The sequence below is a fragment of the Companilactobacillus insicii genome (genome assembly GCF_003946015.1).
Taxonomy (GTDB): Bacteria; Bacillota; Bacilli; order Lactobacillales; family Lactobacillaceae; genus Companilactobacillus; species Companilactobacillus insicii.
This window is the reverse complement of the sequence record NZ_RHNU01000042.1, coordinates 1-18,574: the sequence shown is the minus strand read 5'-3', so window position 1 is coordinate 18,574 and position 18,574 is coordinate 1. Positions and strand designations below refer to the sequence as shown.

General features: G+C 33.0%; 12 protein-coding genes, 1 pseudogene and 1 CRISPR repeat array. Of the genes and pseudogenes, 4 read left to right on the top strand and 9 right to left on the bottom strand.

Features of this window, described 5'->3' with window-relative positions; all coding sequences use genetic code 11:
- Positions 1-126: 126 nt before the first annotated feature.
- Positions 127-582: a nucleoside deaminase gene (locus EKM79_RS10880; RefSeq protein WP_125568708.1), complete on the bottom strand. Its 456-nt coding sequence runs from the start codon at positions 580-582 to the stop codon at positions 127-129.
- Positions 583-1,134: 552 nt separating this feature from the next.
- Here EKM79_RS10880 and EKM79_RS10875 point away from each other — a divergent pair.
- Both EKM79_RS10875 and EKM79_RS10870 read left to right on the top strand, forming a co-directional pair.
- The gene (locus tag EKM79_RS10875) at positions 1,135-1,473 is read left to right on the top strand and encodes an iron chaperone (protein ID WP_125568706.1); all 339 of its coding nucleotides are present in this window, start codon (positions 1,135-1,137) and stop codon (positions 1,471-1,473) included.
- An 805-nt stretch (positions 1,474-2,278) separates the two neighbouring features.
- Positions 2,279-3,190: a Gfo/Idh/MocA family protein gene (locus EKM79_RS10870; RefSeq protein ID WP_125568702.1), complete on the top strand. Its 912-nt coding sequence runs from the start codon at positions 2,279-2,281 to the stop codon at positions 3,188-3,190.
- A 138-nt stretch (positions 3,191-3,328) separates the two neighbouring features.
- On the opposite strand, the pseudogene EKM79_RS10865 reads toward EKM79_RS10870, so the two are convergent.
- Positions 3,329-4,308: pseudogene (locus EKM79_RS10865) on the bottom strand (aldo/keto reductase).
- Between the two features lie 151 nt (positions 4,309-4,459).
- The gene (gene nagB / locus EKM79_RS10860; RefSeq protein WP_125568700.1) at positions 4,460-5,161 is read right to left on the bottom strand and encodes a glucosamine-6-phosphate deaminase; all 702 of its coding nucleotides are present in this window, start codon (positions 5,159-5,161) and stop codon (positions 4,460-4,462) included.
- A 175-nt stretch (positions 5,162-5,336) separates the two neighbouring features.
- Here nagB and EKM79_RS10855 point away from each other — a divergent pair, with 175 nt between their 5' ends.
- Positions 5,337-6,185: an alpha/beta fold hydrolase gene (locus EKM79_RS10855; RefSeq protein ID WP_125568698.1), complete on the top strand. Its 849-nt coding sequence runs from the start codon at positions 5,337-5,339 to the stop codon at positions 6,183-6,185.
- 333 nt (positions 6,186-6,518) lie between these two features.
- Positions 6,519-8,601: direct repeats of the CRISPR family, unit length 36 nt; unit sequence GGTTCTTAACTAACTAAAATGACGTACTTCTAAAAC.
- 26 nt (positions 8,602-8,627) lie between these two features.
- Here the strand turns inward: EKM79_RS10855 and csn2 are convergent.
- The 4 genes from csn2 to cas9 all read right to left on the bottom strand — a co-directional run bounded on the left by csn2 (position 8,628) and on the right by cas9 (position 14,745).
- Positions 8,628-9,338 carry a type II-A CRISPR-associated protein Csn2 gene (gene csn2 / locus EKM79_RS10850; protein WP_125568696.1) on the bottom strand — a complete coding sequence of 237 codons (711 nt, stop codon included), beginning with the start codon at positions 9,336-9,338 and terminating at the stop codon, positions 8,628-8,630.
- Positions 9,335-9,640: a CRISPR-associated endonuclease Cas2 gene (gene cas2 / locus EKM79_RS10845; RefSeq protein ID WP_246005681.1), complete on the bottom strand. Its 306-nt coding sequence runs from the start codon at positions 9,638-9,640 to the stop codon at positions 9,335-9,337. Before cas2 ends, csn2 begins: the two co-directional genes overlap by 4 nt.
- 4 nt (positions 9,641-9,644) lie before the next feature.
- The gene (gene cas1 / locus EKM79_RS10840; protein ID WP_125568694.1) at positions 9,645-10,523 is read right to left on the bottom strand and encodes a type II CRISPR-associated endonuclease Cas1; all 879 of its coding nucleotides are present in this window, start codon (positions 10,521-10,523) and stop codon (positions 9,645-9,647) included.
- Positions 10,524-10,680: 157 nt separating this feature from the next.
- Positions 10,681-14,745 carry a type II CRISPR RNA-guided endonuclease Cas9 gene (gene cas9 / locus EKM79_RS10835; protein ID WP_125568692.1) on the bottom strand — a complete coding sequence of 1,355 codons (4,065 nt, stop codon included), beginning with the start codon at positions 14,743-14,745 and terminating at the stop codon, positions 10,681-10,683.
- A 212-nt stretch (positions 14,746-14,957) separates the two neighbouring features.
- Here cas9 and EKM79_RS10830 point away from each other — a divergent pair, with 212 nt between their 5' ends.
- On the top strand, positions 14,958-15,515 hold the full coding sequence (locus EKM79_RS10830) for a cysteine hydrolase family protein (protein WP_125568690.1): 558 nt from the start codon (positions 14,958-14,960) through the stop codon (positions 15,513-15,515).
- 27 nt (positions 15,516-15,542) lie between these two features.
- On the opposite strand, the gene EKM79_RS10825 is transcribed toward EKM79_RS10830, so the two are convergent.
- Together EKM79_RS10825 and EKM79_RS10820 are read right to left on the bottom strand one after the other, a co-directional pair.
- The gene (locus EKM79_RS10825) at positions 15,543-17,558 is read right to left on the bottom strand and encodes a KUP/HAK/KT family potassium transporter (protein WP_125568688.1); all 2,016 of its coding nucleotides are present in this window, start codon (positions 17,556-17,558) and stop codon (positions 15,543-15,545) included.
- 67 nt (positions 17,559-17,625) lie between these two features.
- Positions 17,626-18,393 carry a DUF1003 domain-containing protein gene (locus EKM79_RS10820; protein WP_125568686.1) on the bottom strand — a complete coding sequence of 256 codons (768 nt, stop codon included), beginning with the start codon at positions 18,391-18,393 and terminating at the stop codon, positions 17,626-17,628.
- Positions 18,394-18,574 lie beyond the last annotated feature (181 nt).

Genomic DNA, 18,574 nt, shown 5'->3' with positions numbered 1-18,574 from the left:
TAGAGTCATCATCAACTTGAATAATCAAATTGATGATGACTCTATTTTTTTATAACCAAACTTGAGAAAGAACCAAATTTCCGTGGTGTTTTTTTATCTAAAGCCTGTTATTATTCTCTTACTTATTTAGTAAATTTTACCTTCAGTGTTTTCAGCAAAGTCTTTAAAAGGCTTAATTGTCAAATTATGATCATGTTGTTCCAGATTCAACGTATGCGTATCTTTACATCCATTGTTCATAAACTTGTAAATATTATCGTCACGAAATCCAATTTTTTTAGCTTCTTCAGCCGTATTCCCATAATAGCAAGTTTTTATATTTGACCAAATAATTGCCCCGAGACACATTGGACAAGAGTAAGCATTAGTGTATAATTCACAATCTGATAAATCGTAAGTACCTAATTTTTTACAGGCTTTTCTAATGGTATAAATTTCACCATGAGCAGTTGGGTCATTGTTGGAAAGAACGTGATTACGCCCTTGAGCAATAATTTCATTATCCTTAACTATGACCGTTCCAAAAGGACCACCCTCATGAGTACTGATATTTTTTTGAGCTTCGTTGGTTGCGAGTTCCATATACTTTGTATTGTATGCCACAAAAAAGACCTCCTAAGATAATACATCCATATTATAATTCGAATAGATAATTAACAAATATTTTTCTAAGACGGAACATATTGAATAATATTTGTACTTCTAAAAAATATATTCGAAAAAATTTACAGAAAATTTACATTAAATACATTTCAAAAATACATTGGTTTTGTAAATTAAATGTAAGAGGTGAATTTAATGTATTATTTTATTATCGTAGGATTATTTTTATTTTCTCAAATATGTATCTTATATTTATTAATTAAAGAGAACTATGAATTTAAATTCCTATTCTCATTTATAACATTATTGTTAATAGTCATGCCTTTAATCATTAAAATTATGGAATTGCGCTTTTTGGCACCGTTTTTTATTGGGGTAATCTTATTTTTAGTTGGTATTTTAACTAGTAAAAAAACATATATGTACTTAGGCTCGATATATTCATTATTTGTTGTTATCCTTACATCCTACTTAATATATATTCTGCCAGAAGCTTAAGTTATAATAGCTGTAAAAGGGTAGGTGCAGAAAATGACACCAATTGAAAAATACATAAGAAATGCTCCAGAAGATCATCAATCACAACTGAATAAGATGTATAAGATTATAAAAAATGAATTACCTGATGCCACTGAGAAAATATCTTATGGAATGCCGACTTTTTATAAGGATGAGAATATAGTTCATTTTGCTGGATTTAAGCATCATTTGGGATTTTACCCTACACCTAATCCTATTGTTCATTTTTCGAATGAATTGAAAGAATATAAAACATCTAAGGGTGCGATTCAGTTCCCTTATGATCAAGAATTACCTGAAACCTTAATTAAAGAAATAGTATTATTTAGGAAAAACGAAATCTCTAAATAATACTATTTTCTGAAAACAAGAATAAAAATAACACTATTATCGCTTTGAATTTCAGAAAACGATTTTAGCGTTATTTTTTATATCTAACGATTATAAGGTACCTTACAACGAAGTTTTTCCTATTTATTTATTCAAGCTATCGGTTCATTTTTAATCCAAACTTTTTTTTGCTACCCAAATCACGAAACATATAATTGGGAAAAATATACTGGATCCAATAGTTAAAAAGAAGGATAGGTTGGGGTATGAATCCTCTAAAGGGAGAAATAGTAAAAATGATAAAGCAAAGCCTAGTAGAAGTAGAAGCAAAACAACCATTCCGATTACACTGATTACTGCTAAAAAGATGAAAAGTTCCTTGAAACTGTGCATAATGATTCCTCCAATTATGTTTTCTAATATTAATATATCGGAATGACAATCCTTTTACTATTGGTATAGACTAATACAAAAAAACAGATGAAAAGTATAAAATTTACGAATAAAAATTTTATTTTTTTTACTGACCGTCATTTTATAGAGGAAGTTAGTAGTCACTAAAATATCGAGTGAACCAAAGTCATATAGATTACTTTTGTCTTTCGGAATCTAGATCATAATTACTAAGAGTGAATAAATTAATGGTTATTTATATGAGTATCTAAACGCGAGTGAATAATCATACAATATATAGTGATACAAAATGATTCATATACCATATGTTCCACATGAAACATTTTAACTAAAAAGCTTATCGTGTCGGCACTTTTGCTGTAAGCGATGACAATAATTTGATACACTATTTGAAGAAAGTAGAGGTCAACTTATGGACAAAATTGGTGTTATTGGATTAGGAAATATTGCACAAAAAGCTTACTTGCCAGTAATGGCTAGTTTACAGGATAAATATGAATGGCATTTAACGACGAGAAATGAAGAAAAAGGTCAAAAGCTGGCTAGCAAATGCGGATTTAAGCATCTTCATCAGACGCTAGATCAGTTAATTGACGAGAAGCCTCTAGCGGTTTTTGTGCATACACCAACTAGTACGCATGAATCTGTTATTCGACAACTGCTTAATGCTGGAATAAACGTTTATGTAGATAAGCCAATTTCAGAAAATTTAGCCGTTGTTAAAAATCTATATAAATTAGCGGATGAAAAAAACTTAATGTTAACTTGCGGATTCAATCGTCGTTTTGCACCGTTTAATCAGAAGTTAAAAGAAGTGACAAATAAGCGCTTAATCACATCGGAAAAGATACGTGAGAATTCACCTCAACCGGTTAAATTTGCTATTTTTGATTTAATGATCCATTCAGTTGATACAGCATTGTATTTGATAGATGAACCTATTGAAAACGTAGTCAATCATTTGGTAACAAACGGTGACAACTTAGAACAAGGATATGTCACTTTGATTTCTAAGAATGAAGAGGTTCAAGTTACTACTAATTTAGTTGGGGGTATGAATTTAGAAAGGTCCACAGTTCAAGGATTAACTGGACGTGCCGAGGTCACTAATCTTAATATACTAACTGAATTTAAGACGGGAAGTAGCACACAAACATTGCGACCAGATTGGGAGCGTAATTTAATAACCCGCGGTTTTGAACCTTTAATTTTAAAATTTTTAGATGCAGTATCAAATACAAAGAAAAATCCAATCAGTCCTGAATCTTCGATTTTGAGTCATAAGATTTGTACTGATTTGTTAAAGAGTCAGTCCCTTGATTGATAAGTAAGTAGAAAATGTTATCTATATATGGTGGGAACGGACATTCTTTATACTATATGTTCCACATGAAACAATTTAGAGCTAAGTTTATCCAAAAAAACATCTATGGAAAATAATTCATTTTCCATAGATGTTTTTTTACCACTTATATTGAACAGGATTTTTAATGTACTTGTCATAAATGTCACGTACAATTCCCATTTGTTCATGAGTAAATGGTGGCAATTCTGCGGCAGTTACATTTCTTTCAATTTGTTCAGGTTTTGAAGCACCTGGAATAACGGTACTGACACCGTTGTTCATTAGAATATAACGTAAGGCCATTGGTGCTAATTTATTGCCTGCACCTAATTTTTTATCGAGCTCTTGAGCGGCTTTGACTCCAGTAGCATAATCGACTCCTGAGAAGGTTTCTCCAGCATCAAATTCTTCACCATTACGATTAGTTGTTCGATGATCATTCTTACCAAACTTTGTTTCCAAAGTATATTTACCGGTTAATAGACCACTAGCAAGTGGCACTCTGACAATTGTGCCGACATCATGTTCTTTTGCCATTTTAAAGAAATTATCTGCTGGACGAAGACGGAACATGTTATAGATTATTTCAACTGAAGAAATATTATAGTCTAATGCTTTAATACCTTCTTCAACCTTTTCAACACTGACACCGTAGTTCTTGATCAATCCTTCTTTTTTCATTTTATCCATTGCGAAAAATACTTCTGGTTCATAGAAGACTTGAGTGGGCAATGTAATAGAACATTATCTAGGGCATCGACATCCAAATTTTTGAGACAATCTTCAACGAAGCTACGGAGATTTTTTTCATTATATCCTTGGGCAACATGTGGATCTAAGCGGCGACCAATTTTAGTGGAGACAAAGATTTTATCTTCTTTTCCTTTGATAAATTTAGCAATTGCTCGTTGGCTCTCACCATCCTGGTATATGTCAGCCGTGTCAAAGAAGTTCACTCCTTGGTCGTAGGCTTCCTCTAAGGTGGCGAGGGCATCTTTTTCTGAGAAGGGGTCACCCCATTTTGAACCGAGTTGCCAAGTGCCTAATGATACCTCACTGGCGTTAAAGCCAGTATTTCCAAATCTGCGATATTTCATGATAGTTCCTCCTGAATATATACTCATTTTGATATTACCACTTAAAGCGTAATTATTAGTAATTACAGGAAATTCTATACAACTAAAAAGAACCCTCACAGGAATTTTGTAATTTCCCATGAAGATTCTTTCTTTAATTTTTAAATAAGAATTATAGTTTTGATGCTGCAGCATCGTCAAGAATTAATGTTACGTCAGGATGGTTTTGCAATGCACTTGCAGGAACATCTTCAGTAACAGGTCCATTAACTGTCTTAGCAATAGCGTCGGCCTTGTTCTCACCATAAGCTAGTAGAATGATCTTCTTAGCTTTTAGGATTGAACCAATACCCATTGAATAAGCGTAACGTGGAACGTCTTTTTCATCTTCGAAGAAGCGTTTGTTGGCTTCGATAGTTGATTCTGTAAGAGCAACCTTACTTGTCTTACCATCAAGTGGTGAACCTGGTTCGTTAAAACCGATGTGACCATTTCTACCGATACCCAATACTTGAACATCAATTGGGTTGTCAGCGATGATTTTGTCGTATTCTGAAGTAGCTGCTTCAGCGTCAGGATTTGAACCATCAGGAACGTATGAATTCTTGAATGGTTTCTTACTGAATAAGTGTTCATTCATGAAATAGTGATAACTTTGGTCGTTGTCAGCTGATAGGCCAACGTATTCGTCTAAGTTAACTGATGTCATGTTTGAGAAATCAATGTCGCTATTTGTCATTTCGTTGTACATAGTGATAGGACTGCTACCAGTTGCCAAACCTAAAACCTTGGCACCGTTATTAATTGCAGTGGCGATAATGTTGAATGCTTCTTTACCGCCTAAATTTTGATCTTTAACTTTAATAATGTTCATATTTATATTCTCCCATCTCTTTGTCTGGTCTAGTCCAATTTAACGTTTTTTCACCTAAAAGTCAATTAAAAAAGACTCGATTATGAAAAAAAACAAAAAATTTAGCATAAACAATGCAAAGTTAGCAGAATTTCGGTATATTTTGAGAGTGAGAAAAATTAAAGAGGCTTAAAATTTGGAAAAAATATATGAAGTAACAAATGGCAAAGTAAATATTAAAGTTACAGGTGATCTTGAAAGTGATAAAAAAATTATCGTATTGATTCCTGGAATCAATGGATCAGTTGAATATTATGATGAGATCACACCTTATTTACAAAAAAAATATACGGTCATCGCAATTGATCTGCTTGGTCAAGGTAAGTCAAGCGTATCTAAAGATGGCGAGTATGGTATTGATTTACAAGCTTGGGCTATTTTAGAAGGAATAGCTAGACTTCGTGTGACTGATAGTATGATTCTATTTGGATATGGTATAGGTGGTTTAATTGCCAATAGAGTGGCAGAAATACGTGATTTTAGCGTTTCAAAATTAACCATGCTTAATACACCGGCTAATGCTAAATACGCTGATATGGACGCTCGTTCGTCATTTGCGGCTATTCCTTTATTAGGTAAAATGGCAAAATCGCCAGTTAAGTCCAGTTTGTATTTTGCTAAAGGATTCGATACTTCAAAATTGAAGAATCCCAATGTAATTGATGATGCCGCCAATGCAGTGGATCACAAGGCTGCTAAAAAGATGAGCCAGTTGGCCAATACGTACTTGGAAGAAAAAGCTCTGAATAAGCGTCTTCGTGCTACAGCTCTTGCTACATTGGCTATCTTCTCTGATGACGACCAGATTCTGACCGAAGATGGTGTTAAAGATGCCAAAGCAACAATTGGCCGTGTTCCGCATCTTACTATGAAAGATTTGAAGGGTGCAGGTCATGTAGGGATGATTGAAAAGCCTGAAGAAGTTGCTAATATGATTATTGATTTTGATGATAATGTTGAAGATATTATTAAAGTTGATATGTAATTTGTTTGATAGAGATGCCTGACTGATTTTTTTGTTAGGCTTTTTTTATTTGGGATGAAAAAAAAGGCTATCCAATTTTTAAATTGAATAGCCTTTATGTTCTTAACTAACTGAAATGACGTACTTCTAAAACATAATACTACTAAAGCAGTGATATTTTTAAAACGTGAATGCCATTTGTATTAATTCTAACATCAATTTATTATTTTGAAATTGTTTCAACTCAATAAATATCTAAATAATAGGTTGATTGTACATTAAATTTAATACAGATTCTTAACTAAAATGACGTACTTCTAAAACTCTTGGATAAATTGCAGCTGCTGTGGAAGTGGTTCTTAACTAACTAAAATGACATACTTCTAAAACCATATTAATTTTCTGTTTTCTAATGCTACCGGTTCTTAACTAACTAAAATGACGTACTTCTAAAACACAGGACGCGGTTTCCCTATTATTCTCATAGGTTCTTAACTAACTAAAAAGACGTACTTCTAAAACATCTCGACCATCAATATAAGTTGTCTCAAAGGTTCTTAACTAACTAAAATGACGTACTTCTAAAACGTGGATCAACTCTTTATTTAAATTTTTTGAGGTTCTTAACTAACTAAAATGACGTACTTCTAAAACAAGTATCCTGCTCAATATATCTGCTGCTTTGGTTCTTAACTAACTAAAATGACGTACTTCTAAAACAAGTATCCTGCTCAATATATCTGCTGCTTTGGTTCTTGACTAACTAAAATGACGTACTTCTAAAACATCAGTGGCAGTTAAATCGTCATAGTTGGGGGTTCTTAACTAACTAAAATGACGTACTTCTAAAACTTCCACATTTCCTGATCACTGAATCCATTAGGTTCTTAACTAACTAAAATGACGTACTTCTAAAACTTCCACATTTCCTGATCACTGAATCCATTAGGTTCTTAACTAACTAAAATGACGTACTTCTAAAACTTCCACATTTCCTGATCACTGAATCCATTAGGTTCTTAACTAACTAAAATGACGTACTTCTAAAACTTCCACATTTCCTGATCACTGAATCCATTAGGTTCTTAACTAACTAAAATGACGTACTTCTAAAACTTCCACATTTCCTGATCACTGAATCCATTAGGTTCTTAACTAACTAAAATGACGTACTTCTAAAACGTTCCGAGCTCGATACATATCAAGGCACAGGGTTCTTAACTAACTAAAATGACGTACTTCTAAAACTGGCGGGCTTTCAAGATTAATGTTGTTTGCCGGTTCTTAACTAACTAAAATGACATACTTCTAAAACATCAACAATCTTAGTAGACTTGTGGTATGTGGTTCTTAACTAACTAAAATGACATACTTCTAAAACATCAACAATCTTAGTAGACTTGTGGTATGTGGTTCTTAACTAACTAAAATGACATACTTCTAAAACATCAACAATCTTAGTAGACTTGTGGTATGTGGTTCTTAACTAACTAAAATGACGTACTTCTAAAACTTCAATAAATCAGCTAATTCAAAGATTTCTGGTTCTTAACTAACTAAAATGACGTACTTCTAAAACAGCGATATTGATGTGGATCCATTAGCACAGGGTTCTTAACTAACTAAAATGACGTACTTCTAAAACCTGGCTTAGTAACTATTTATCATTCAAAAGGGTTCTTAACTAACTAAAATGACGTACTTCTAAAACAATAAACGTTCTGGTGAGGCGTCAGTAATAGGTTCTTAACTAACTAAAATGACGTACTTCTAAAACTCAAGTGTTGAAGATGTATTAACTAATGCGGGTTCTTAACTAACTAAAATGACGTACTTCTAAAACGAACAAGCTCAATACGCTGTGGATAATCTAGGTTCTTAACTAACTAAAATGACGTACTTCTAAAACAAACACTGGTGAGAGAATTGCTCTCTCCAAGGTTCTTAACTAACTAAAATGACGTACTTCTAAAACAATCCATTAAGAGCAACAGCAGCATTATCAGGTTCTTAACTAACTAAAATGACGTACTTCTAAAACATCTTTACAAGTAAAAAATAATCTTTTAAAGGTTCTTAACTAACTAAAATGACGTACTTCTAAAACATTGTCAGCAGCTAATACTTTATAGACAATGGTTCTTAACTAACTAAAATGACGTACTTCTAAAACATACTTAAATGGTGTCTATCTAACACCACGGGTTCTTAACTAACTAAAATGACGTACTTCTAAAACCTTGTAACATATCGAAAGACGTCTTTGTATGGTTCTTAACTAACTAAAATGACGTACTTCTAAAACCGTAGTTGCTGTTTTCTTAGATAGTCCGTAGGTTCTTAACTAACTAAAATGACGTACTTCTAAAACATTTCTTACAGTTGGTTAACGTGGTTGAACGGTTCTTAACTAACTAAAATGACGTACTTCTAAAACCACCTACTTAACGTTAACTTTAAGTGTTAATAATCGAATCTAACGTGATCCTCATCAATTGAATAAACTCGATTGTTCAAGTCGGGATTTTTCAATGACATAGGGTATGATTCGAGACTCACTACGGCTAACTCAATGGATTTCAAGTAATCATTCAATTCGTTAAGTTGTTCCAAACTACATAGGCGTTCTAAGCCATGAAATAGTAACAACTTCTTGTTACTAAACTCTACATAAAATCTAACTACTGACTGAAGTTTATCATAATAATTCTGCCAGTTACCAGTATCTATCTTGAAATCTTTTGATTTTAGTAATTTTGTAAGTTCAGGTAATAATTCGTAATCAAATACTTCCTCGTAGCCCATTATAGAATCAAATATCAAGTCGTTTATTTGCTTATTCAAGTTTTCAATTTTATCACGATTGATAATTTCATTATCAGAAACTATTTTTTGAAGGACTAATTTGAGATTAGAAGTGGAGTTAATATCAAAACTAGTCAGATCTCCAATCATAGCTACTTGTTTAAGTGAACTTTTTAAATTGTCCTTTTCATCAACATAAAAATGAATGTATTGATCTACATCATCTACAAAAGTTTCATGTTTCTTTAATTGATTCAGTTTGAATAAAAGGTTAGAGAATTCTTCTTTACATTGAAGGTTTAAAAATGTTATTCCATAGTTAATATCGAAAGGATCGTAAGGGTATATGGTTATAGACTCAGGACTCATATGATCACCAACCTTGTAAACTTATTCTCAGGTTTATCGTCTTTTTTGCCACAAATATTCACCATGGCTTCAAATTGTTTTTCAGTGATTGGCAATGCCTGAATTAATCCCTTTGTAGGTGCGTATAACCTAATTTTGTTTACTAAAAAATTGACTGCTGCTTTATCTATCAATATACAAGTATAGATGGATTCTTGTATCATTGAGAAACCATCATTGTTTATGTTTTTGATGAATTGACGGTAATTTCTCCTATCTTGTGACGTCAAAGTTGGTAAGTCGAACATTATCATAAGTCTCATAGCCCTACACCTCATGTTTAAATTCCACCTTAGCTAAGGATTGTTTTTTAGCTTCTAAAAATTTGACACAGTTTTGTACATGTTTACTTATAGCATTCTTGAGTATGTAATTTTTATTATCATAAGTTATTTCTTTTTCTAAAACGGCAAGTAAATCTAATTTAGTTTCTTCATCGAAATCATCTTCCAAGTGTTCCAGAACTATTTGGTCAACAAACTGTCGAAATGGCTCCATTAAATCGCTGGATAAGTTGAAGTCATTTTGATTGCTGTGATGATGTATTCCAAGTTGTGTTAAATATCCTTTGGCAACTATTTCCTGATTAACAGACGAAAGCAATATCGTATATCCATAGTTGAGCATTTTGTTAATGTTATCCTCAGGATCTCCTCGAGTAAAGTTACTGCCGAATATAGCAGGGAAGTACTTCATAGCGATTATTGCTTCTCGATTTGTGCGGTCATTGTCTTTCATATTATTGAACTCATCAACAATTTCAGTTGTATCTAATTTTTGTTGTTTCAAAATATCGATTTGGTTCTCAATTTTGTTGGTTACAATATTAGTCCAAAGAAGTTCTTTTTTAGGTATTGGCCAAGAAAATTGTTTATCAATATTTTGATTACGATTATTGTTGGAATAATATCCAGTTAGTTCAGAACAAGGATTATGATCGTTGTCGCAAAAGATAACCTTTATATCTTCTTCAGCCAGTTTGGCTATTAAATATCCAGTTATGACTGCCTTAGTTGTAGATATCATAATGCAATTTATTTGATGAAAAGGAAATTCATTTATTTCAGTTTCTGTCTGTATCAATAGATGATTTTCCTTGTAAGATAATTTACACTTTGAAGTTACATATACCGTTTCCCATCCCATGATTATTCTCCTTTATATTGATATTTTTGTAGGGATAACTTATAATGAAGTTGTTCTAACTAACTAAAATGACGTACTGAGTTAAAATCAACATTTATGTTAAATGGCCTCAAATGACCGCTCCCGCGTGGGAGCTTTTTTTTTGCCTTCTTTTAGGCTAATCTATGTGGATCCTTGATTCATATAGACCTGTTGGTGATTGATAAATAAAGTCAGAATTGGAAAATTCGTAACCATTAGATCTACGACCGAATCTAGACGAAGATATATCTCCAAATTTTATATTCGCATTTGAAGAATTGGCATGAGTCATACTTAGTAGTTCTTTTATTATTTTTACTTTGTCAATGGGATTTAGTTTATTAAACTCTTCCTGATTGTTTTTTAGATTTTTATATTCGCTTGAAAATAATTTATAGAATTCGTTGAGGTGTCTTAAAATATCGGCATAGATATTATTAAGAATATTTTTATTATATTTCTCTAGAACAAAGTGATAATCACTAGGATCTACTTTTTCTAGTAGCGACAGGAGTGCCACCTCTTTGTATGGAAGAAATAGTTGTTGAGCATTTATCATTTCTTTACCGGAGCTTAAATAAATCAATCCATATTTATTACTTTTTACTAGTTGACCAAGGGGAATACTATTAAGGATTATCTTGATACTTTTTTTGAACTTAGTATTTTGTTCTATCCACTTACTTTGATTTATTTCTCCATTTTTAATTTCATTAGCGATTCTAACAGGGATGTTTACCAGTTTGTTTTTTCCATCTATGTTTACTAAAGTTGCATAAGAAGTGTTTTCACCTGTATAACCTCCGTAAATGGCTGTATCCATACCTTTTTTTATAGGAGCTAGTTTTGCTTTAGGGTTATGTTTCTGGATAGTAGTTTTGTATAACGTACCATCATAAGTTTTAGCCATTCTTGTAAGATTATATTGTTTGTATCCAAACGTCTTAATTATTCTGTTTTTTATTTTTTGATCCCAAATAATTTCTCCAGTTAATTTATCTCGTTGGATATTACCATTAAACATAGATCCAATGATAATGCCGTTGTTTGAGTATTCTGGAATTTTTCCATTTTTCCTTTTTTTATTTAAAGTATCTAAATATTTGGAGTATGCATCATATACGAATTCCATCTCATGCTCTGGATATTTTTTTAGCTTATATGAACCAACAATTGAGGAAATATAAGCATCTTGAGCATGGTGAAAGTCATTTATATTTCTATTTTTAACGAATTCTGGATATTGATAGTTGTAATTATCTTTATTGTAATTGCTGAATGCATTACGGAACATTGCTCCTAAACGAGCACGGGTTTCTATAATTTGAGTGTCAGGATAAATGGAATTAAGAATATTAGCTACATTTTTAATCATTTGTGAAGTTTGGACTATTTGTCGATTAATAAATCCTCTTTTTTGTTTGTCCGTGACTTGAGTTCTTGTTAGATTTGCAAACTTTTTAGGACCAATTAATCCAGCTTTTTTTAAATATTCCCAGCGAGTAATATTTTTTTTGATTATGTCATCCTCAAGTAGAAGACTATCAGTTTTCATTTGATTTTCGTGGCTTAAAACTAGAGCCTTATTTTCTAAGGAATCATCAGGAATGTATGATTGTGGCAAAATATGATCTATTTGATACTTAGGCGTAAATATCTCATTTATTTCAATATTTTTGTCGCTATATAAGCTCTTTCCCATTTGTGAAAAGTATAGCATTAACCTGTCGTTAGATAGAATATCCTTTTTTTCCTTCATTAGTTTTTGTAAATCATCTGTAGGATAGAGTTGGGATTTCAAAGTTGGAGCCAAATTATCAACCATAGCGGCAATAATTTTGTATTTTTTGTTTAATTGCTTGTATCTGGTTTTAGATACGGAACTATTTTGATCATCACGTGTGAATTCGATGAAAATATGCTCTGGAGCATGTTTCATGAATTCTGACAGTTCTTGGATAATAACAATAGCTTGCCAGATGCCACGTTTTATAGCCGGTGAGCCGTGTAAATCTTTAACCATGTCTATTGGACTCTTATCGTCTGCATCTTCAAAGTTATATTTTTTTATTTGTTCCTCCAATTTATATCTGTCATTGTGAATTATTTCCATAAAATTACTATTTGTTTGCCACATTAAATCGAGAATTGAATGATCGGTTGCCAGATGCTCATGGTTAATTTTTACTTTCACTTGTAGTTGTGTAAGTAATTTATTAGAAAACTTTCCCCAGCCTTGATAACGAATGGCAGCTAGCTTATTGATCTGTTTGTCAGAATAAAGTCCGGAATTTTTTAACTTTAATTTAAGAATCTGTCTATCTTCAAAAACTGTTTCCCATTCAATAACCTCTTCTAATTGTTTCAGATTTTTAGCGTCGTCAACGAAGTTGCTATCAAATACTGTAATCAATTTGCGATAAGTAGAAAGACTAGATAAAAACTTAGTTTTGTCAGCTAGGCCATATATTTCTGGAGCTGAATAATAACTTTCTTTTATTAACCAGTTTCTTAATCTTTTTGTGGATACTGTGTTATATTTTTTGAATATTTCATTATAAATGCGCTGTTTTACTTCAATTGATAATCTCTCACCTTTGTCTGATGTTTCACCGGTGTTTTTAATTCTAAGATTATTTAGTTCACTTAAAACCTCGTACTTTTGATATATTAAGCTATATTTTGGAATCACGGGTTCACCAAGTAAATAGGTATCGGTTGCGGTCATTTTACGAATGAACTTATTTGATGATTTTTCACGATCAACTTTTTCATCAAAATTCCATGGACGAATTGGACCCTGGGCTTTACGTTGCATCCAAGCAAATCTACTCCCATCTTCACTTTGAAGGGGTCCTACATAATAGGGTATTCTAAAATGAATTAGTGAAATGATTTTGTCTTTGTTTTCTTTTAAAAATGGATAGTATAATGCTTGATTGTCAATGATCTTTATCAATTCATTTTCATTTAATTGGAAGGGAATAACACCATTGTCGCTAGTTCTTTGTTTCAAAAGATACTGATGATTATCTATTTTTTTCAAAGAGCTTTGAGAGTAAGAGTCATTTTTTGTAGACAAGTATTTTTTTATGTCTTTGTAAAATTTGTCGACATTGTATGTGCCATCATTAATATATTTATCATATGCAAGACGAGCTTCTTTTACAGCTTCACGATTCTTATCGTCTCTCCAGAGCTTTTTGAGTTTCATTAAATCTTCATTGTGATCTTTGTATTTTTGAACTTGAGCAAAGCTCAGATAAGTTTCGTCACCAAGAATTTCGTTTAATACGATTGTGCTATAAATAGAATTAGCAAGTTTTATTACTCCATATTGCTCGTCACTTAGTTGTTCTTCAAGTTCTTCCAAATCACTTTCAATGGTATTTGATGAAAATTTTAATGATATTGGATCAGAAGAATCAATATTTAATATTTTGGTCAAATCTACTTTGTTACCAACCAGCATTGTAAATAATTTGCTATGTAATTGTCCTATGTTTTTTTCAGATTTAAATAATGAACCTATCCTACGGGCCTTTTCGCTAGAATTGATTTTCTCTAATAAAATATTACTGATTTTTTCAAAGTCAGTATTTTCAGGCAAAGCAATTCCAAGCTGATCCAGAGATTCATTAAATTGTATTAGAACAGAAGTTAGACTACTATTCATTTTTGAAACGTCAAAGATTTGATGCTCATAAGAGAAATTTCCACGGTACTTTAAAATATTATGTATTGCTAGATACACTAATCGGATATCAGCTTTTTGAGTGTCTTTAATAAGATGTTTTCTTAAATGAAATATAGTTGGATAATGGTACTTATCGTAATAAATCTTATCATTGAAATCTTTATCGATGAACAAATTATATTCGTCTCGTACTCTAGATTTGTCATTTTTTGATACCCAAGAATGTTTTATTCGATTTAAGAATCCAGGATCTTTTTTAAATAATTCATCTGCAAATATTTCATCTAACCAATTCAAACGGTTTCTTCGTCTGCGATAACGTCTTCTGGCGGCACGATACTTTCGGCGATCTGCTGCAGTTTCAGCTGTGCTAAATAATCGCACACCCCAAAGGTTCTTCTTTTTTGCATGTAATAGATTGTAGTTATCATCTGTCACTGCCCAACCGATAGAAGCTGTACCAATATCTAGGCCGATATTATATTCTTTTTCTTCTTTATTCATGTTTTCTCCTTATAAATCCTATAATACTGCTTGTATTTTTTATTCTATGTATAACTAAATAATAAAGTATCACACTTTCAGATGTTTGTTAAGTACTTCACAAATATAATTGTGAATCATTTTTTCCCTATACAAACAAATTAAATAAATATTTGACATATAACCAATATCCATTAATAATCAAAGTAACAAATAAGAAAGTAGGGATGAACATGGCATCACATGAAGCTTTACTTATTATTGATTACACGAACGATTTTGTAGCTGATAAAGGCGCATTAACTTGCGGAGAACCAGGACAAGCAATTGAACCTAATATCATTAAATTAGCTGAAAATATGCGTAAGAATGATGATTGGGTCTGGCTACCAACTGATTTGCACATCCCATTTGATCAGTATCATCCTGAATCAAAGCTGTTCCCAGCTCACAATGTCAAGGATACTTGGGGTAGGGAGTTATATGGTGAACTGAAGCCTTGGTATGAGAAGCATCGCGGCGAAGATAATATTAAACAGTTCGATAAGACACGTTATAGCGCCTTTGCGGGAACGGATCTTGATATTAGGTTACGTGAACGTGATGTTGATACGTTGCATCTGGCTGGTGTTTGTACGGATATTTGCGTTTTGCATACAGCTATTGACGCATATAATTTGAATTATAAGATCGTAGTTCACAGTTCATGTGTTGCATCATTCAATCAAGCAGGCCACGATTGGGCGATGGAGCATTTTGAAAAAGTTCTAGGTGCTAAAATTGTAAAGTGATAAAAAAATAAACTTCCAAAAGGGAGTTTATTTTTTTATATTATTTACTTGTTTTTTAACTAGATAATTATCAACGTGACTACCTAAGAATAATGGAACTTTTTCCTCGGTTACATCACTAAAGTCTAAGCCATACCACAAAGCTGGAGGTAAAGTGAGGTTTTGTAAGAGAATACGTCCACCAATCAAGAATCTATCCCAACTCTTCATATATTCTTGTGCACCTAGGTCTTGGAATTGTTCGTTTAGGATAACGAATTTGAACGATCCTACCCGACGATTTGGCATCATTGAATATTCTGGTATTTGAGAATCGATGACTTTGTCATCTAGTAGTCCATTTACGATTTGGCGGATATAGATATTAACGTGCTGTGATTTTTTGAAGCCTAGGTTGAGTTGCACGTCAACAACGTTACGAGTGTTCATCATGTCGACGTTATAGTTGCATTCATATGGTTTGTCAGTTTGATTGACAGTGATAAACCAATAGACCTTAGCACGTTTAGGCTCTTGATCGAGAATAGAATAAATAATGGATCGTTTGATTGAGTAGTCATCTTCAATACGATTTAAGAAGACTAAGTTTGTCGCGTATAGCGGAACACGTTCGTCATTACTTAACTTTTCTAGTTGTGGAATGTAGCTCAGTAGTGACACGGACTGACTATCGTCCAAGTACATATCACGACGCTTATTTCCAAAGTACCATACGACCATAATCATCAAAATAACTGCTGTGATGATTACCGTAATATAACCACCATGAACGAATTTTATTAAACTTGAAATGAAGAATAACGTTTCAAGAGTGAAAAAGAATCCGACAAAAACATTAGCGGCAATAGGGTGTTTTTTCATGATCAGGAACTGATGCAATAGAATAGTGGTCATTAGCATAGTTAAAGTGATGGCAAGGCCATAAGCGGCTTCCATGTGTTCGGAGGTTCTAAAACTCCAGACAATACTTAATGTTACTAAACACAAGAGCCAGTTAACTGATCCGATGTATAGTTGACTCTTGCTGTCACCAGGGAATTTAACTCGAAGACGTGGCAGGATCTTCAATCCAATAGCTTCTTCGACTAGAGTGTAAGATCCAGTGATTAATGCTTGTGAAGCAATAATTGCTGCCATAGTAGCGATGATGATAGCGAAGATTTTCATCTGTCCAGGTAACATCTCATAAAATGGATTGACAGTATTGAGATTCATATATTGTTTGTCCATGTAATGCGTCATTACCCAGGCGCCTTGTCCAAGGTAGTTTAGCATCAGCATTGTATAAACGAATGGCCAGGTTGCATAAATATTGTACTTGCCGACTTGACCCATGTCAGAATATAGTGCCTCTGCACCAGTTGTTGCTAGGAAGACACTACCAAGGATGAATATTCCTACGTGGTTAACAGGACTGGACAAAATTTTGATGGCGTAAATAGGTGATAGTGCTTTGAAAACAGTCCAGTCATTAGTTATATTTATCAAACCCATAGCGCCGATGAAACTAAACCAAATCAGCATAATTGGGCCAAATGATTTACCGATTTTGTCGGTTCCAAATTTTTGAATAATAAAAATGGTCATAAGGATAATCGTTACCATGACCAAGATGACACTCTGGTCGTTTGACATGGTTAAATTGCCAATGGATTGACCTTTTAATCCTTCCATTGCGGAGGTTACAGTAACAGCTGGAGTTAAGGTACCATCGGCTAATAGAGCAGAACCTCCAATCAAAGCAGGGATGATCAACCATTTTTTAGAGCGAACTAAAGCAAATAGGGCGAAGATACCACCTTCATTGTGGTTATCAGCTTTCATTGCAATTCCAACGTATTTAACGGTTGTTATTAACATTAAGGTCCAAAATATCAAAGAAATACTGCCGATGATATATTCAGGAACGGCTTCTTTCATTTTTCCGGCGTCATTGATAATAGCATTCATGACGTATAGAGGTGAAGTTCCAATATCACCGTAAACTATTCCTAAGGTTATCAACATACCTAGTTTTGAAAATGAGGATGTCTTCTTTTTCATTATCCAATCCTCCTAATCTGCAATGGTGATACTAGTCTGAAGCAATAATATTTTCAATAAAAGAGCATTATAGTTTTTTATTCTTGTGACGTAGGTGTTCAGGATTGTTTTGGCTATTTTGTTCATCCTTGAGTGATTGTATTTCATTTTCTAACTCGCTTAATACTTCAATTTGCATCTTTTGGATGTCTAATAGGTGGGGCCATTGTACTTCGTTAAGTTGATCGATCTTTTCATGAAGAACACTGATTTCCATTTCAGATTTATTGTTTGTACGATAATCATTTTCAGCATCAAAGCGGTCACGCTCTGCTTGTCTGTTCTGGCTCATCATGATTATAGGAGCTTGAATAGCTGCTATACAACTGAGGAATAAGTTCAGTAGTATGAAAGGGTACGGGTCGAAGTTTATACCTAGAAAATGGACAATGTTAACCGCCATCCAGGCTACGAGAATAATCACGAATGTGATAATAAACCCCCAACTACCACCGAATCTAGCTACGGCATCGGACAACTTCTGTCCTTTAGTCAGTTTACCGTGCAGGGTGTCGTTAATATTCCGAATAACGTAGGTATCCTTTTCAAGTTCTTTTTTTAGTTTAGAATTCATTTGTCGATCGACTTCCAAATCATGATCAATGATCTCTTGCATCTTTGCAAGGCGAATAATTTGTAAATCACGTAGACAGATAAAACTTGAGTCTCTGGCAAAATCATTTTTTGTTTTTACTTCTTGTTGCAATGCATCGTTAAGATCTCTTAGAAAGAGTCCTTCGGTTAGAGAAAAACGGTTTTGGCAAATGATACAACGTTGGGTCTTCTTGATAGACATGATTATCACCTCGCATTTACCAAAGATATTAATATGATTCTATTAATTTAACAATTTAAATACACCAAAATAGTTATGATAATACAAAATGTCTAATTTTCTGTGACGAATTGTCAAATCAAATGCAACGATTGACCTAAGAAAACTTCTGCCGGTGACTTCCAGCCTAAGACCTTGCGTG

Coding starts and splice junctions, on each gene's coding strand:
- EKM79_RS10870 (WP_125568702.1), top strand. CDS start 2,279: ATGGACAAAATTGGTGTTATTGGATTAGGAAATATTGCACAAAAAGCT.
- EKM79_RS10880 (WP_125568708.1), bottom strand. CDS start 582: ATGGAACTCGCAACCAACGAAGCTCAAAAAAATATCAGTACTCATGAG.
- cas9 (WP_125568692.1), bottom strand. CDS start 14,745: ATGAATAAAGAAGAAAAAGAATATAATATCGGCCTAGATATTGGTACA.
- EKM79_RS10820 (WP_125568686.1), bottom strand. CDS start 18,393: ATGTCTATCAAGAAGACCCAACGTTGTATCATTTGCCAAAACCGTTTT.
- csn2 (WP_125568696.1), bottom strand. CDS start 9,338: ATGAGTCCTGAGTCTATAACCATATACCCTTACGATCCTTTCGATATT.
- EKM79_RS10825 (WP_125568688.1), bottom strand. CDS start 17,558: ATGAAAAAGAAGACATCCTCATTTTCAAAACTAGGTATGTTGATAACC.
- nagB (WP_125568700.1), bottom strand. CDS start 5,161: ATGAACATTATTAAAGTTAAAGATCAAAATTTAGGCGGTAAAGAAGCA.
- EKM79_RS10875 (WP_125568706.1), top strand. CDS start 1,135: ATGACACCAATTGAAAAATACATAAGAAATGCTCCAGAAGATCATCAA.
- EKM79_RS10830 (WP_125568690.1), top strand. CDS start 14,958: ATGGCATCACATGAAGCTTTACTTATTATTGATTACACGAACGATTTT.
- cas2 (WP_246005681.1), bottom strand. CDS start 9,640: ATGAGACTTATGATAATGTTCGACTTACCAACTTTGACGTCACAAGAT.
- cas1 (WP_125568694.1), bottom strand. CDS start 10,523: ATGGGATGGGAAACGGTATATGTAACTTCAAAGTGTAAATTATCTTAC.